Here is a 15,599-nt window from a genome sequence, read left to right on the forward strand (position 1 = left end):
GACGGGACAACCGTCCCGTGTGCGGCATCCGAAGGAGTTCACCGGCATGGCACGCGCTCTTGCTCTCGTCGTACCTTGTCACCCTCCCCGAAGCGCTCCAGCAGTCAACTACTGGCGGACCAGATCATGGCTGAGCTCGCCGGCCTCGGCGTGGAGGGAGAGACCGTGCGCGTGGTCGACCACGACGTGCGGCCGGGGGTCGCGCAGGACATGGGTGAGGGAGACGCGTGGCCCGAGCTGCGACGGAAGGTGCTGGCCGCGGACATCGTGCTGGTGTCCACCCCCATCTGGCTGGGGCATCCTTCCAGTGTGTGCCAGCGCGTGCTGGAGCGTCTGAACGCCGACATCTCCGAAACCGACGACGAGGGCCGGCAACTGACCTACGGCAAGGTGGGTCTCGCCGCTGTGGTCGGCAACGAGGACGGTGCGCACAAGGTGAGTGCCGATCTCTTCCAGGGCCTCAACGACCTGGGCTTCACCCTGTCGCCGGGAGCCGTGTCCTACTGGGTCGGCGAGGCGCAGCACGGCACGGACTACCAGGACCTGGACGGGACTCCCGAGGCGGTGGCCGCCACGACCCACACCCTGGCGGTCAACGCGGCACACCTCGCCGAGGTGCTGGCCGAGAACCCTTACCCGTCCGTGTCGTAGCCGGGGCCCGTTTCGATGCCCGGCCCCACGATCGCCCGCAGCGCCGCCAGGTGCCCGCGGTAGGCGTCCCGCCCCTGCCGGGTCAGCCGGAGCCACACGCGCTGCCGGGTGTCGCGGACCGCCTTGCGCTGCTCGACGTACCCGGCCTCCATCAGCACGGTGATGTGCTTGCTCAGCACCGAGGCGGACAGGCCGAGTTGCTTCTGGACCAGGCCGAACTCGGCCTCTCCGGCAGTATCCAGCAAGGCACAGACGCGCAACCGGTTCGGGGCGTGGACCGTGCCGTCGAATCCGTCCAGCGAGTCGTGGGGTTCGGCGCTCATGCGCTCTTCCGGTGCAGGCGGACGAAGGCCAGGTGAAAGCCGACGGACACGGCGGCACCGATCAGCGAGGCCGCGAGCAGCCACCCCGGCCGGCCCGTGACACGGAACGCGAACGCCGCCCCCACCAGCAGCACCGGCAGTCCGACCGCGAGCGGCACGGTCGCCCGCTTCGGCAGCACGTCCAGCCGCAGCGCCACCCCGGTCCTGTCGTGCCAGGCCCTGGCCGCGATGGCGAGGAGCGCCGCGTACACCGCGGTGATCGCCAGCATGATGCCCAACCAGGCGGGACGTGGCAGCAGCCAGTCCCCATCGGCCGCGATGCCTCCATAGGTGATCGGGAGCGCGGCCACGTAGAGCGTGAGGGTGATGAAGAACCAGGTCGGCCACGGCGTGGCCGACAGTTCCGCGGCGGAGGCACTGACGCGCTCGGTGTCGGCCAGGGCGGAACGGGCTTGCGCGGGCGTCGGCCGTACCCCGTTTGTTTCCATGACGGAAAGAGTAGCGGACAGTTTCCGGTAGGGAAAGTGTCAGGTTTCCGATACGGAAAGTGAAAGCCCCCTCGAGTGGCCTGCGATCCACCGTGGATACTGACGAAACGTCACCCAGGACGGCGGACCGGCCACTTGAGCGAGGACGAAGCATGGATACCGGCATGGATACCGGCACTGATCACCGCGGACCACGCGTGACGGACGTGCTGCGGGGCCTGCGGGCGCCCAGCCTCACCCCGTGGACGCACCTGTACGAGCCCTCCGCTCCGCCTCTGCCGGGAGCTGCGCGCACCGTGTTCCTCGGAGTTTCCACGCTCCTGCTCGACGACGGCGACACCGCCATCCTCACCGACGGGTTCTTCAGCCGCCCCGGCCTCCTGCGCATGCGGTTCGGCCGCCTTCGACCGGACCGCGCGCGCATCGCCGCGGGCCTGGACCGGGCCGGCATCGACCGTCTCGACGCCGTGTTCGTCGTCCACTCGCACTACGACCACGCCCTGGACTCCCCCCAGGTGGCCGCCGCGACGGGCGCCCGGCTCATCGGCTCCGCATCCACCCGCAACATCGCCCTCGGGCAGGGTTTCCCCGACGACCGCTTCCAACCGGCCGTCACGGGTGAGCCGTTCACGATCGGGCGCTTCACGCTCACCGCCCTGCCCGCCCGGCACAGCCCCGGCGACATCGCCCCCGGCCCGATCGACCGGCCCCTGCGGCCTCCGGTCCGCGCCACCGCCTACCGGACCGGCGACTGCTACAGCCTCCACGTCCGGCACGGCGCACGGCGACTGCTCGTCCACGCCAGCGCGCACAGCCTGCCGGGCGCCCTCGACGGGCACGTCGCCGACACCGTGTACCTGGGGATCGGCGCGCTCGGCAAGCAGGACGAGGCGTTCCGGGAGGAGTACTGGCACCGGCTGGTCACGGCCACGGGCGCCCGGCGCGTCGTCCCCATCCACTGGGACGACTTCTTCCGCCCCCTCGACCGCCCCCTGAGACCCTTCCGCGCCTTCCTCGACGACTTCACGGCCAGCATGGACTTCCTGACCCGGAAGGCCGAATCCGACGGGGTCGCCCTGACCCTGCCCGTGGTGGGCCGCCGGGCCGATCCCTGGCCGTCCTGACCCGGGCGGCGGCCATGAGCCTGTCGTTCGGATGTCACGATGCCCCCTCGGTACCGGCCCCGAACAACACCGCCGGCATCAAGCCCCGGGCCCGGCACCGCTGCCTCGCAGCACTTCGCCGAGAGTCGCCACTCCTTCGCCGATGTCGGTGGGTGTGCTCGCGGCGTAGCCCAGGACCAGTCCCGGTCGGTGGCGCCGCTGGCTGTGCCAGGACAGGGGGTGCACTTTCACGTCGCGGGCGAGCGCCATGGCCGCGAGTTCCGTGTCGGCGAACTCGGCGTCGAAGGTGATGGTCAGGTGCAGGCCGGCCGCGGCGCCGTGCACGATCGCACTCGGCAGGTGCGTACTGATGGCTCTGATCATGGCGTCGCGGCGGTGGCGGTGGTGCCTGCGCAGGTGCCGCAGTTGGCGTTCCATCGCACCCGATTCCATGAACCGGGCCAGGACGAGTTGTGGCAGGGCGGCGTTGCCGAGGTCGGCGAACCGTTTGGCGTCCACGAGCGCGTCGCGGTACTTCGGCGGGGCGAGGACCCACCCGATGCGCAAGGCCGGCGCGAGGAGCTTCGAGGCGCTGCCGGCGTAGAAGACGTTGTCGGCGAGTACGGACCGCAGAGCGGGCACCGGAGTGCGGTCGTAGCGGTGCTCGGCGTCGTAGTCGTCCTCGATGATCAGTCCGTCGCATTCGCGGGCCCAGCGCGTCAGTTCGCTGCGTCGGCTGCCCCGGAGGACCACGCCGGTGGGGAACTGGTGCGCGGGTGTGAGGAGGACGGCCGCTTCGCCCGTGGCGCGCAGTTGATCGACGCGGATGCCTTCAGCGTCGACCGCGACGGGCGGGGTGTCCAACCGGCAGTTGTGCAGGTGCTGGCGGGCGCCGAGGGAGCCGGGGTCCTCCACGGCTATCGCGGAGATGCCGTCATCGCGCAGCACCCGTCCGAGCAGGGTGAGCGTCTGGGCGGTGCCGGCGACGATGAGGACCTCGTCGGGGTCGGCCCTGATGCCGCGGTTGCGGGCGATCCAGTTCGCGATGGCCAGGCGAAGTGCCGGGGTACCGCGTGGATCTCCGTATCCGAGGTCCGATGCCGCGAGGTGATCGAGGACCTGGCGTTCGGTACGCAGCCACGCCGCTCGCGGGAACGCGGCGAGGTCGGGGAGCCCCGGCGAGAGGTCGATCCGTGCCCGGGCCGTGCGCATCGTGTCGAAGATGTCCGCGCCGGGCGCGGCGGCGAACACGGAACGGGGTGTCGGCGGGACGGTACGCGTGGCGGGCCTGGTCGCTGTGGGCATCGCCGCGGGGGCGCCGACGACGATCGTGCCGTTACGGCCCCGCCCTGCGAGGTGCCCGTCCTCGATCAGGCGTTGGTAGGCCTCGGTGACCACTCCGCGCGATACGCCGAGTTCACCGGCCAGCACCCGGGTGGCAGGCAGCCTGCTCCCCACCGGCAGACGCCCGTCCTCCAGCGCGAGCCGGATCTGCCGGGCCAGCCAGTCGGACTTCCCGCCCCCCGGTGCCTCGTCGATGGCCAGATGGAGGAAGTCGGCCCCTGCGGTTATGGACCGGAGTGGAGCCCCGTCTTTGGATCTGTTCATCGGGCCATAGTGGCAACAGAGTGGAGCCATGAACACAGCCACAACTCCTTCCGGCTCCGTCCCGGCGGGTGACTACGTGCATGGCTACTCGCCGCGTGAGAGACGGCGGTTGGGCGACCAGGCGGACACGCTGGCGCAACTGCTGCACGCCGGCACGGCCTACCCCGCGGGCAGCCGGGTGCTGGAGCTCGGCTGCGGGATCGGGGCCCAGACGGTCCATCTGCTCCGTTCCAGCCCCCGGGCGCGCATAGTCGCGGTCGACCGGTCCGAGGAGTCACTCGCCCAGGCCTGCACCCGCGTCGCGGGGCTGTTGCCGGAGGCCAAGGTGGAGTGGCTCCGCGCCGATGTGTTCGATCTGCCCTTCGCCGACGGGGAGTTCGACCATGTCTTCGTGTGCTTCGTCCTGGAGCACCTGCCGGACCCCCGGCGGGCGCTGGCCGGGCTGCGGCGCGTACTGCGGCCCGGGGGCACCATCACGGTGATCGAGGGGGACCACGGGTCGGCCTTCTTCCACCCCGACAGCGCGCTCGCCCGGGCCGCGATCGGCTGCCAGGTCAGTCTCCAGGCCGCCTCGGGAGGGGACGCGCTGCTGGGCCGGCAGTTGCAGCCGCTGCTGGCCGGTGCCGGATACGAGGACGTCGCGGTCCGCCCGCTCACGGTCTACACCGACCGGACGCGGCCCGCGTTGGTCGACGGCTTCACCCGTAACACCTTCATCGCCATGGTCGCATCCGTTCGGGACAAGGCGCTGGCCGCCGACCTCACCACCACGGGCGAGTGGGACCAGGGGATCGCCGACCTGCACCGCACCGCCGGCGACGGCGGGAGCTTCCACTACACGTTCTTCAAGGGCGTCGCCGTGAACCCGGCCAGGCCGTGTCGTCGACCGTCAGAAAGGGCTCGCCCGCCACGGTCGCCGGCGTGAGCCCGGTGTACGTCACGACGTCCCGGTGCAGATGCGGCTGGTCGAAGTAGCCGCCTTCCGCGGCGACTTGGGCCGCGCCGTCACCCGCGACCAGCCGGTGGGCGGCATGGTCGAACCGGACCAGTCCGGCGGCGCGCTTGGGCGGCATGCCGATCTGGGAGTGGAACCGCGACCACAGACGCTTGCGGCTCCACCCCAGTTCGTCCGCCAGCCGGCCGATCCGGACGAGGCCGCGGCTGTCGACGATCCGGTCCCAGGCCCAGGCCACCTCCGGGTCCACCGGCGACCGGCCCTCGCGTCGCCGGGTGAGCAGCGCGTCCGTCAACGAGAACCGTTGCTCCCACGAGGACGCTTCACCCAACTGCTCACGCACCCTTGAGGCTTCGCGTCCCCACAGGTCGTCGAGGTCCACCATCGCACCGGCCAGGTCTGCCGGGGATACGCCCAGAACGGCGCGTGCGACCACCGGAGACAGGCGCACCTGCACGCATTCCACCTGCGCGCCCCACGCCCGGACCGCGCCTCCGGAGCCGAACCCGGGCCCGGCGACGACACTCCCCCGATGCCGCCGTCCCACGCCGTCGTCCACGACGGCCCGGCTCGCACCGGCTTCCAGGATCAGCATCACGGCCGGGTGCGGGACCACCCGCAACCCGCCCGTCAGTTGGCCGGGGACACCGAACCCGGCCATGTCCGCGCCCACCACCCGGCCGGGCCGCCGGGGACGCGCGACGTCCCACGCGGCCGGTCCGTCGCGTTCACTCTCGGTGGAGCGCATCGTCACATGCTACGCGGACCGGGGGCAGGGAACATTTGTCCAAGAACCGGCGCGCCAGAACGGCGACAGTGGGCTCATGACCACTCCCGACGGACAACCGCACGCGAACGGCGACGTCCAGGCAACCGAGGAATCGCTCCTCCATCTGGACGCCGGAGACATCCATGTGTGCCAGGACGGCCCCCGTGACGCCCCGGCGCTCCTCCTCCTCCACGGTTCCGCCGCCTCCGCCCGTTCGTGGGCTGCGATGGTTCCGCTGTTGACCCCCTCCCACCGCGTCATCCGCATCGACCTGCCCGGGCACGGCCTGTCGTCCGAGCCGGCCGGCGGCGACTACGAGACCTCCGCCCAGGGGCGTGCGGTCGGCACGGCACTGGACCGGCTCGGCGTCGAGGACGCCGTCGTCGTCGGCCATTCCAGTGGCGGTTACGCCGCCACTGCTCTCGCCGAGCAACGCCCCGGCCTGGTGACCGCACTCGCGCTCATCAACACCGGACCCGGCCTGGACGCCTTCCTCTCACCGGCGCCCTCCGGATCGGTCGACCCCTCGCAGTGGCCCCCGACCGACGCGCAGATCCGCGGCCTCGCGAGCACCGGCTTCCGCGAGGGGTACGAGGTCCCCCAGGACCTCGTGGACGAGGTGCGCGGGATGACCTACCACGCGTTCACCACGTCGATGCGGGCGTCCCTCGCCTATCTGAACCGGCAGGCGCTCCCGGGCCGGCTGGCGGCCCTCGGCAAGCCGCTGCAGGTGATCTTCGGAGACCAGGACCGCAGATGGCGCCCGTCGTCCGCCGCCGACTACCGCGCCGTCCCCGGCGCGCAGGTCGAGTGGCTGCCCGGTGCCGGCCACACCCCCATCCTGGAGGATCCGCCGCGGACCGCCGCGCTTCTGCTGGCCTTCACCGCGACGCACACCGCGGGAGTCCGGAAGGCCACCTGAAGGCCACCTGAAGGCCACCTGACCGAGCCGTCGCGCCGTCACCGCCTCTGGACCTTCTGCGCGGCCTTGTCCGCAGCGGCCGGCACTGGGTTCTTCCTCTCGCTCACCGGGTTCCGATCTTCGTGACGGGCAGTGCCTCACCCGAAGCTGTCGGCACTGGCAGAAGTGACATCGACTGCTGCCCACGGGTACCCCTCGGCAGGTCGGCCGACACGCCTGCTGCACCATCCGGCCCCCACCCGCACCGCCGGCGGCGGTGGGTGGTGAGCGGCGGCGCGCGCGCGTGTGTACCCGGGCCTAAGGGCTGTCCCGCAATTCCTGGTGGATCAGCGCGCGGCGTCAGATGCGGTGCATCGCAAGGCGGAGAGGCGCCCGCATACTGGATGTATTCGGGCGTTTCGACAACGCGGCGAGGTGCCGTAGCTGTCGTCGTGCGCCCGCCAGGAATTGCGGGACAGCCCTTAGCGTGGGAACCCGCAGCACCGATCGCGACACTTCGGACCACGGAGGCACCGCATGGCCGTACGACACCGGTTGATCAGGAAGTCCCCCGCAGACGTCTGGGCGGTCCTGTCCGACGTCGAGCGGTACGGGGACTGGGTCGTCGGTGCCTCGCGGGCCGAGGTGGACGAGGGGCAGTGGCCGGAACTGGGGGCGACCCTCCGCTACGAGATCAGGATCGGGCCGGCCACCCTCCACAACCGGACCGTGGTCCGCCGCAGCGAGCCGATCACCACGCTCGAACTGGAGGCGGACAGCGGGCCGTTGGGGACCGCGAGGATCGCGATGGAGCTGCGGCCCTGGGGCGGCCACACACTCCTCATCTTCGACGAGCACCCGCTTCGCGGTGCCGGCGGCGCTCTGCACAACGGTCTCGTGGACCTGGCGCAGCAAGTACGGCACCGGGTGATGCTGGGCCGCCTCGCCAAGCTGTGCGAGGGGGACGAAGACCAGACACACACAGCGACCCGGCGACCCCGGCCGCACCGGGCGTGAAAGGTAACCGAGCCGACCTGGAATCGGCCGCTCCGCACGGCGGGGCACCAACCATCGAGGCGGGAGCCGGCCATGCCTGACGCCGTAGTGATCGGGGCGGGCCCCAACGGGCTGGTCGCGGCGAATCTCCTGGCCGACGCGGGCTGGAGCGTGGAGGTACTGGAGGCCCAGGACGAGCCCGGAGGCGCGGTCCGGCACGACCGTGGGGTCGATCCCGAGTTCGCCAGCGACCCGGGAGCAGGAGACGATGGCGGACCGGGTCGAGGCCCAGGCCGAACGTTATGCCCCGGGTTTCCGCGACCTCATCAGGGCTCGGCGCATCCTCGCCCCGCCCACGCTGGAGAGCATGGACGCCAACCTCCACGGCGGTGCCATCAACGGCGGGACCACCGCCATGCACCAGCAGTTGGTCTTCCGCCCCTCCCCCGGCACCGGCCGCCCGGAAACGCCCGTCCGCGGGCTCTATCTCGCCTCCGCCTCCGCGCACCCGGGCGGCGGCGTCCATGGCGCCCCCGGAGCCAACGCCGCGCGCGGCTCTGCGCCGGTCGCGCACCGGCGCCCTGTCCCACCTTCAGAGCGGGCTCACCCGTCGCGACCGGAAGGGCCGGCGCTGAGGCCGACGCTCCTCACCACCGCCCGAGGGAGTACACCAACCCGCCCCGCGACGACGGCCCCCGTCGCCGAGCCACGAAAACGTGCAAAAGGCATCGCGACGGGGTGACGCCCACCTACAACACTCACACGTACGGGTGCTGGGGCGCCCGCGTCACTGGACGCGGGACTTCGACGGAGAGCGTTCCCCGTCGTCCTCGTCCTCGTCGTCGTCGGATCCCGGCACGTGGACATCGAGCACCTTGATGTTGATCTCGACGACTTCGAGGCCGGTCATGGTCTCGACCGCGTCCGTGACGTGGGACCGGATGCTCTTCGCGGCGTCCAGGATGGGAATGCCGTACTCCACCACGATGTCGACGTCGATGGCGGTCTGTTTCTCACCTACTTCCACCTTGACCCCGCGGCCGTGGTCGTTGGACCGCGAAACCTTGTCCTTGACCGCTCCGAGAGCCCGCGTGGCGCCCCCGCCGAGGGAATGCACTCCCTCCGTCTCACGCACGGCTATGCCGGCGATCGTCGACACCACGGTGTCCGCGATGACGGTGGTCCCGCGCGTTCCGCCCGAGGTGCCGCTCGTTCCCAGTTCAGTGCCACTCCGGCTGTCGCTTGTCGCCATGAGTTCCTCGCACAGTGTTGTTCGGAGAGGGGCGGACCGGACGGGATGGATTGCTCCGCCGACCTCTGCCCCCAGTAGTTCCACTGTGCTCCGGAAGACGGGCCTCCGCCATTCAGGTGTTGTGCCCTCACCATGACGTCCGGCCCCCATGGCTTCTGCGCCACAGCCGGCGGCTCAGTTGCCGAGCCAGGCGAGCGCGGCCACGGTCAATGCGCTGACGCCGGTGTCCAGCGTGGGCTGCATGGCGGGAGCGAAGAAGGGGCTGTGGTTGACCGGGATGTCCTGGGCCACGGTCCCCTTGCCGACTGCCTCGGCGTAGTGCTCCGGATCGATGCCACCGATCGCCCAGTAGGTGAACGGCACCCCGAATGCCTGGGGAATCTCGCTCATGTCCTCGCTGGCGGTCTGCAGTTCGGCGGTGCGGGCGTCGTCGCCGAAGTACTCGGCGAACGCTTCCGCGACGCGCCGGGTCGGCTCCTCGTCGTTGACGGTGGGCGGGAAGGACGAGATCCGCTTGATCTCCGGCGCTCGGGGCGCGCGGGACGCCTCACACTCGGCGCGGACGATGCGTTCGATCGCGTCCATGATCTGGGCGCGCGTGGCGTCGTCATAGGAGCGGACGTTGAGTTCGATGACGGCCCGGTCGGGGATGACGTTGGGGCCGGTGCCGGCGTGGATACTGCCCACGGTGACGACGGCGGGGGTGGTGGCCGCCAGTTCCCGCGAGGCGATGGTCTGCAGGCGTACGACGATCATGGCGGCCATCACCACGGGGTCGACCGCCGCCTGGGGCATGGAGCCGTGCGCCCCTCGTCCGTGGACGGTGATGCGCAGGCTGTCGGCCGCGGCCAGGAACGAGCCCGCACGGGTTCCCACGAACCCGGCGGGACAGGGCAGGACGTGCTGGGCGAGGACGACATCAGGTCGAGGCGACTTCGCGGTGAGGCCGTCCCCGATCATGGCGCCGGCTCCGTCGCCGTTCTCCTCCGAGGGCTGGAAGAGCGCGACGAACGTGCCCCGCCAGGTGTCCCGGCGCGCGGCCATCAGCCGGGCGCAGCCGATCAGGGACGCCACGTGCACATCGTGGCCGCAGGCGTGCATGACCGGCTGTTCACTGCCGTCCTCGTCGATGGCGGTCGCGGTGGAGGCGTACGGAAGACCGGTCCGTTCACGTACCGGGAGGGCGTCCATGTCCGCCCTGACCATGACGACGGGGCCGTCCCCGTTCGCGAGGACCCCGATCACGCCGGTGCCGCCGATGCCCTCGGTGACGTCGTAGCCGACGTCCCGCAGGGCGTCCGCAGCCTTCTTCGCGGTGCGGTGCTCCCGCTGGCCGAGCTCGGGGTGCCGGTGCAGGTCCTTGTAGAGGTCCTCCACGTCGGAACGGATCGCGCCGAGGCCGGCCAGCACGGTCCGGGCAGGATCGGTCATCGAGACTCCTTGCTTGGGCGGAGCGGCTCGTCTTCCTCGTGCCGGGCCACCGCATCGATGCGACGGGCTGTCGGGACCACGTTGTTCGGGGGCACCGGTCGGGGCAACCGGGCGGAGTCCAGCCGTGCTGGGGGACGCCGATCCGGTCACCCCATGTCACCACGCCGCCCAGGGTGACGTTCCCCCACGGCACCGCCATGGATGCATCGTTTCAATCGCAGGCAGGCCGCATGACGACATGGGGTGCTCGGGGGCTCAGAACTGGAACTGATCGATGTTGGACTTGTCGAAGACGGTCGGCTTGCCGAGCAACACGACGCCGTCCTTCCCGATCGTGAACGATCCCAGGTCGCCGGCCTTGAACGTCTCCCCCGCGGCGCCGGTGATCTGGCCGGACTCCAGGGCGACGGCCGTGTGGGCGGCGAGGGCGCCGAGCTTGGCCGGATCCCACAGCTCGAAGCCTTCGACGGTGCCGTTCTTGACGTACGCACGCATGTCGTTCGGGGTGCCCAGGCCGGTCAGCTTGACCTTGCCCTTGTACTTGGATCCGGACAGGTACTGGGCGGCCGCCTTGATGCCGACGGTGGTCGGGGAGACGATCCCCTTCAGGTTGGGGTGTTCCTGCAGCAGGCCCTGCGTCTGCTGGAAGGACTTCTGGGCGTCGTCGTCGCCGTAAGCGGTCTTGACCAGCTTGATGTCCTTGTACTCGGGCTTCTTCAGCTCGTCCTTCATGAAGTCGATCCAGGTGTTCTGGTTGGTGGCCGTCTGGGCCGCCGAGAGGATCGCGATCTCGCCCTTGCCTCCGATCTGCTTCGCCAGCAGCTGGATCTGGGTGCGGCCGAGGTCCTCGGCGCCGGCCTGGGAGACGAAGACCTGACGGCAGTCCGTCTGCGTGTCGGAGTCGTACGTGACGACGCTGACGCCGTTCTTCATGGCCTGCTTCAGGGACGTGCACAGAGCGCCCGGGTCCTGGGCGGAGACGGCGATGGCGTCGACCTGCTGCTGGGTGAGGGTGTTGACGTAGGACACCTGCCCCGAGGTGTCGGTGCCGCTGCTGGTGCCGACCTCCTTGTAGGTGGAGCCGAGCTGCCCCAGGGCCTTCTTGCCGCCGTTGTCCGAGGTGGTGAAGTAGGGGTTGTTGACCTGCTTGGGCAGGAAGGCGACCGTGAGTCCCTTCTTGGTGGCCTTGTTCGGGTCGGCCTTGCCGGTGGCGGCAGCCGGACCGGCGTCCTTGTTCGCGGATTCCTTGGTGGTACCCGAGCAGGCGGTCGCGCCGAGGGCGAGGACGGCGGTGACGGCGAGTGCGGCGGTCAGCCGGACCCTGCTGGCGGTGGTGCCGTGCATGACGGTTTCCTTTCGCTGCCGCGCGCGGCAGGGGTTGCCGGACGGATGTCCGGACGGTGAAGGAGGACGTGCGGGTTCGTGTGCGGGCCCATGGTGTGCGGGGTGTGACGTCTGCGGACCAGGTGGCGCCCAGGAGTCAGGAGGTACGGGCCGAGGGCGAGATGACCGCGGCGGAGGTTCTCCTGCGGGCCCGGGCCTGGCTGACCTGCCGGCCTACACGGGGGGCGAGGACGGAGATCACCAGCAGTACGCCGGTGACCACGATCTGGGACTGGGCGGACACGTTGACCAGGCTCATGACGTTCTGCAGGGTGCCCAGCAGCAGTACACCGGCGACGGCTCCGCCCAGGGTCCCCTTGCCTCCGTCGAAGTCGATGCCGCCCAGCAGCACCGCGGCGATGACGGACAGTTCGAGGCCGGTGGCGTTGTCGTAGCGGGCGCTCGCGTAGTGCAGTGCCCAGAAGACGCCGGTCAGAGCGGAGATGACGCCGGTGGTCACGAACATGGAGAGCTTGAGCCGCTTGACGCGGATGCCCGAGAACCGGGCAGCGTCCTCGCTGGCGCCGGTGGCGAACAGGGAGCGGCCGAACGGTGTGGCGTGCAGGACGACGACGGCCACGGCGAGCAGCACGGTGAAGGGGATGGCCGCGTACGGGATGAACGTGTCACCGATCCGGCCGGCGCCGAAGTCGAGGTACTGGGTGGGGAAGTCGGTGACGGAGTCGGAGCCGAGGACGATCTGCGCGATGCCGCGGTAGGCGGCCATGGTGCCGATGGTCACGGCGAGCGAGGGCAGCCCGAGTCGGGTGACGAGCAGTCCGTTGATCAGGCCGCAGACCACGCCGAGCAGCAGGCACAGCGGAATGATCGTCTCGATGGTCATGCCGGCGTTCCACAGCGCGCCCATCACCGCTCCGGACAGACCGGCCGTGGAGCCGACGGAGAGGTCGACCTCGCCGGAGACCACCAGCATGGTCATGGGCAGGGCGATCAGAGCGATCGGCAGGGTGTTGCCGATCAGGAACGAGAGGTTCAGCGCGTTGCCGAAGTTGTCGACGAAGGAGAACGAACAGATCAGGAGGGTCAGCAGCAGGGCGCCGACCGCGGTGTCCCAGCGGACCGCTCCCCCGAGCCGGGCGAGCGCCGGCGGCTGAGCAGCGGGGGACGTGGTCTTGGTGATGTCAGGCATGGCGGGCGCTCCTCATCTGTGCGGCCTTCTTGCGCAGCCCTGCGGCGACCCGCAGTGCCAGGATCCGGTCCGCGGCGATGGCGAGCAGCAGAAGGAAGCCGTTGATCGCGGTGACCCAGACGGAGCTGACACCGATGGCCGGGAGCACGCTGTTGATGGACGTGAGCAGGAGGGCGCCGAGTGCGGCGCCGTAGACCGTGCCGGAGCCGCCGGTGAAGGCGACGCCGCCGACGACGACGGCGCTGACCACGGTGAGCTCGTATCCGTTTCCGGTGGCGGAGTCGACGTTGCCGAAGCGGGCCAGGTACAGGGCTCCGGCGAGACCGGCGAGGGCGCCGCAGAGCACGTAGGCCGTCATGAGCCTGGCCCGGACCGGGATGCCCGCGAGCCGGGCGGCCTCGGGGCTGGAACCGAGGGCGTAGAGGTCGCGTCCGCTGTGGTAGCTGCGGAGGTAGTAGGCGACGGCGGCCAGTACGACGATGGCGAGCAGCGCGAGATAGGGCAGCACCCAGATCCCGTCATGGCCGAAGTCGACGTAGGAGGCGGGCAGTGCGTCGGCGGTGATCTGGCGGGAGCCGACCCAGATCGAGTCGATGCCGCGGACGATGTAGAGCGTCCCCAGGGTGACGACGAGCGCGGGTACCTTGCCCAGACTCACCAGGGCTCCGTTGAGGACGCCGAAAAGCGCGCCGAGGCCGACGGCGAGCAGGACCGCGACGAGTGGATTGCCGCCGTCCTGGAGGTAGACGCCGGCGGCGAAGGCGGAGATCCCGAGGACGGAGCCGACCGACAGGTCGACGTTACGGGTGATCACCACCACGGCCTGGCCGACCGCGACCAGCACCAGAATGGTCGCGTTCAGCATCAGGTCCTTGATGCCCTGCTCGGACAGGAACTCGCTGTTGGTCAGCTGGGTCACGCCGAGCATCAGCACGAGAACGAGGGCCACGGCCAGTTCGCGGGCCTTGAACACCTTGTCGACGAGTCGTCGCGAGGCGACGGACTCGGGTGCCGGGCTGCGCCGCACCGGGTCAGCAGTCATCGTCATGCCTCGGTCCTTCCTCGGTCGGCACGGCCGGTCGCCGCCGCCATGACGGTCTCCTCGGTCACCTCGGACCGGGGGATCTCGGCGGCCAGCCTTCCTTCGTGCATCACGAGCACCCGGTCGGCCATGCCGAGGATCTCCGGGAGGTCGGAGGAGATCATCAGCACCGCGACCCCCTCCGCGGCCAGCGAGGAGAGCAGCCGGTGCACTTCGGCCTTGGTGCCGACGTCGATCCCGCGCGTCGGTTCGTCCACGATCAGCACCTGCGGGGAGGTGGCCAGCCACTTGGCGAGGACCACCTTCTGCTGATTGCCACCGGAGAGCGTGCCGACGACATCGGCGAGCCGGGCGTACTTGACCTGGAGCTTGACCGCCCAGTCCACCGCGCGGTCGCGTTCGGCGGCGCGGTTCATCAGCCCGGCGCGTGTGGTCGTGGCGAAACCGGTCAGGCCGATGTTCCGCTCGATGGACATGTCCATCACCAGGCCCTGGGCCCGGCGGTCCTCGGGGACGAGGGCGAGGCCTGCGGCCATCGCCACGCTCGGGGCGCCGGACCGCAACTTCCGTCCGAGGACCTCGACTTCGCCGGCGTCGAACCGGTCGACACCGAACACGGCCCTGGCCACTTCGCTGCGGCCTGCTCCGACCAGGCCCGCGAGCCCGACGATCTCGCCTCGCCGCACGGCGAAGGACACGTCCGTGAAAACTCCCTCACGGGTCAACCGGCTCACGCGCAGGGCCACTTCCCCGACTTCCGTACGCTGCTTCGGGTACAGCTCGTCCAGGTCGCGGCCGACCATGCGGCGTACGAGGTCGTCCTCGCTCAGACCCTCGAGCGGCTCACTGGAGATCCACGCGCCGTCGCGCAAGGTGGTGACGCGCTGGCAGAGCGCGAAGATCTCCTCCAGCCGGTGCGAGATGAACAGCACCGCCGCACCCTCGGCACGGAGTGTCCTGACGACGCCGAACAGACGGGCGACCTCACTGCCGGTGAGCGCGGCGGTCGGCTCGTCCATGATCAGGACGCGGGCGTCGAAGGAGAGAGCCTTGGCTATCTCGACCAGTTGCTGGTCGGCGATCGACAGCCCGCGCGCCGGCTGGTCGGGGTCGAGGTCGACGCCGAGGCGTTCGAAGAGGTCGGCCGCCGCCCGCCTCACGGCACGGTGGTCCACCCGGCCGAGGGAACGCCTCGGCTGGCGGCCCACGAAGATGTTCTCCGCGACGGACAGGTCCGGGAAGAGCGTCGGCTCCTGATAGATCACGGCGACACCGGCGTCACGGGCATCGGCCGGGCCGTGGAACTCGACGGGCTCGCCGTCCAGCAGAACCGTGCCCGCGTCGGGGCGATGCACGCCGGCGAGCGCCTTGATCAGGGTCGACTTGCCCGCGCCGTTCTCGCCGGCAAGGGCATGGGCCTCTCCGGCATACAGCCGCAGGGACACACCACGCAACGCCCGGACAGCGCCGAAGGACTTGCTCACCCCCTCCAGCGCGAGTACCGGAGTCATCTCCGGTTCGGGGTGCGTCATGGACATTCTCCCGTG

Annotated in this window: 14 protein-coding genes and 3 pseudogenes; 7 read left to right on the forward strand and 10 right to left on the reverse strand. The window is 70.5% G+C overall.

Translation table 11 applies throughout. The features are described 5' to 3' along the window. Positions 1 to 46 precede the first annotated feature (46 nt). A pseudogene (locus ACIBJG_RS19055) lies at positions 47 to 651 on the forward strand (flavodoxin family protein). Here ACIBJG_RS19055 and ACIBJG_RS19060 read toward each other — a convergent pair. After that, positions 633 to 974: a transcriptional regulator gene (locus ACIBJG_RS19060; RefSeq protein WP_399308681.1), complete on the reverse strand. Its 342-nt coding sequence runs from the start codon at positions 972 to 974 to the stop codon at positions 633 to 635. The pseudogene ACIBJG_RS19055 and the gene ACIBJG_RS19060 overlap by 19 nt on opposite strands. Next, entirely contained in the window at positions 971 to 1,462 is a 492-nt protein-coding gene (locus ACIBJG_RS19065; RefSeq protein ID WP_399308682.1) for a hypothetical protein, read from the reverse strand. Before ACIBJG_RS19065 ends, ACIBJG_RS19060 begins: the two co-directional genes overlap by 4 nt. Before the next feature lie 164 nt (positions 1,463 to 1,626). Between ACIBJG_RS19065 and ACIBJG_RS19070 the strand changes: the two genes are divergently transcribed. Continuing rightward, complete coding sequence (locus ACIBJG_RS19070; protein ID WP_399308683.1) at positions 1,627 to 2,586, forward strand: MBL fold metallo-hydrolase; 960 nt, start codon at positions 1,627 to 1,629, stop codon at positions 2,584 to 2,586. A 78-nt stretch (positions 2,587 to 2,664) separates the two neighbouring features. Here ACIBJG_RS19070 and ACIBJG_RS19075 read toward each other — a convergent pair whose 3' ends face one another. Beyond that, positions 2,665 to 4,173: a PLP-dependent aminotransferase family protein gene (locus ACIBJG_RS19075; protein ID WP_399308684.1), complete on the reverse strand. Its 1,509-nt coding sequence runs from the start codon at positions 4,171 to 4,173 to the stop codon at positions 2,665 to 2,667. A gap of 28 nt (positions 4,174 to 4,201) precedes the next feature. Here ACIBJG_RS19075 and ACIBJG_RS19080 point away from each other — a divergent pair, with 28 nt between their 5' ends. Beyond that, positions 4,202 to 5,098 carry an L-histidine N(alpha)-methyltransferase gene (locus ACIBJG_RS19080; RefSeq protein ID WP_399308685.1) on the forward strand — a complete coding sequence of 299 codons (897 nt, stop codon included), beginning with the start codon at positions 4,202 to 4,204 and terminating at the stop codon, positions 5,096 to 5,098. On the opposite strand, the gene ACIBJG_RS19085 is transcribed toward ACIBJG_RS19080, so the two are convergent. Then, a complete protein-coding gene (locus ACIBJG_RS19085) occupies positions 5,019 to 5,876 on the reverse strand; it encodes a helix-turn-helix domain-containing protein (protein WP_399308686.1) in 858 nt (285 codons plus the stop codon). The genes ACIBJG_RS19080 and ACIBJG_RS19085 overlap by 80 nt on opposite strands. 76 nt (positions 5,877 to 5,952) lie before the next feature. Between ACIBJG_RS19085 and ACIBJG_RS19090 the strand changes: the two genes are divergently transcribed. The 4 genes and pseudogenes from ACIBJG_RS19090 to ACIBJG_RS19105 form a co-directional block, all read left to right on the forward strand. Beyond that, a complete protein-coding gene (locus tag ACIBJG_RS19090; protein ID WP_399308687.1) occupies positions 5,953 to 6,819 on the forward strand; it encodes an alpha/beta fold hydrolase in 867 nt (288 codons plus the stop codon). 516 nt (positions 6,820 to 7,335) lie between these two features. Next, positions 7,336 to 7,815 (forward strand): SRPBCC family protein, encoded by a 480-nt coding sequence (locus tag ACIBJG_RS19095; protein ID WP_399308688.1) that lies wholly within the window; start codon positions 7,336 to 7,338, stop codon positions 7,813 to 7,815. 72 nt (positions 7,816 to 7,887) lie between these two features. Further along, a pseudogene (locus ACIBJG_RS19100) lies at positions 7,888 to 7,974 on the forward strand (FAD-dependent monooxygenase); the annotation flags it as partial. Positions 7,975 to 8,047: 73 nt separating this feature from the next. Further along, positions 8,048 to 8,429 (forward strand): annotated as a pseudogene (locus ACIBJG_RS19105) (phytoene desaturase family protein); the annotation flags it as partial. 152 nt (positions 8,430 to 8,581) lie between these two features. Here ACIBJG_RS19105 and ACIBJG_RS19110 read toward each other — a convergent pair. The 6 genes from ACIBJG_RS19110 to ACIBJG_RS19135 all read right to left on the reverse strand — a co-directional run bounded on the left by ACIBJG_RS19110 (position 8,582) and on the right by ACIBJG_RS19135 (position 15,584). Further along, on the reverse strand, positions 8,582 to 9,046 hold the full coding sequence (locus ACIBJG_RS19110; protein ID WP_399308689.1) for an Asp23/Gls24 family envelope stress response protein: 465 nt from the start codon (positions 9,044 to 9,046) through the stop codon (positions 8,582 to 8,584). A 174-nt stretch (positions 9,047 to 9,220) separates the two neighbouring features. Then, the gene (locus ACIBJG_RS19115; protein WP_399308690.1) at positions 9,221 to 10,477 is read right to left on the reverse strand and encodes a M20 family metallopeptidase; all 1,257 of its coding nucleotides are present in this window, start codon (positions 10,475 to 10,477) and stop codon (positions 9,221 to 9,223) included. Between the two features lie 255 nt (positions 10,478 to 10,732). Then, positions 10,733 to 11,821 carry a rhamnose ABC transporter substrate-binding protein gene (gene rhaS, locus ACIBJG_RS19120; protein ID WP_399308691.1) on the reverse strand — a complete coding sequence of 363 codons (1,089 nt, stop codon included), beginning with the start codon at positions 11,819 to 11,821 and terminating at the stop codon, positions 10,733 to 10,735. Positions 11,822 to 11,957: 136 nt separating this feature from the next. Next, positions 11,958 to 13,010, reverse strand: coding sequence for an ABC transporter permease (locus ACIBJG_RS19125; RefSeq protein ID WP_399308692.1), 1,053 nt, complete (start codon positions 13,008 to 13,010; stop codon positions 11,958 to 11,960). Then, positions 13,003 to 14,058 (reverse strand): ABC transporter permease, encoded by a 1,056-nt coding sequence (locus tag ACIBJG_RS19130; RefSeq protein ID WP_399308693.1) that lies wholly within the window; start codon positions 14,056 to 14,058, stop codon positions 13,003 to 13,005. The genes ACIBJG_RS19125 and ACIBJG_RS19130 overlap by 8 nt, the downstream gene beginning before the upstream one ends. Beyond that, a complete protein-coding gene (locus ACIBJG_RS19135; RefSeq protein ID WP_399308694.1) occupies positions 14,055 to 15,584 on the reverse strand; it encodes a sugar ABC transporter ATP-binding protein in 1,530 nt (509 codons plus the stop codon). Before ACIBJG_RS19135 ends, ACIBJG_RS19130 begins: the two co-directional genes overlap by 4 nt. Between the last annotated feature and the right edge of the window lie 15 nt (positions 15,585 to 15,599).

The organism is Streptomyces sp. NPDC050422 (assembly GCF_044458665.1).
Taxonomy (GTDB): Bacteria; Actinomycetota; Actinomycetes; order Streptomycetales; family Streptomycetaceae; genus Streptomyces.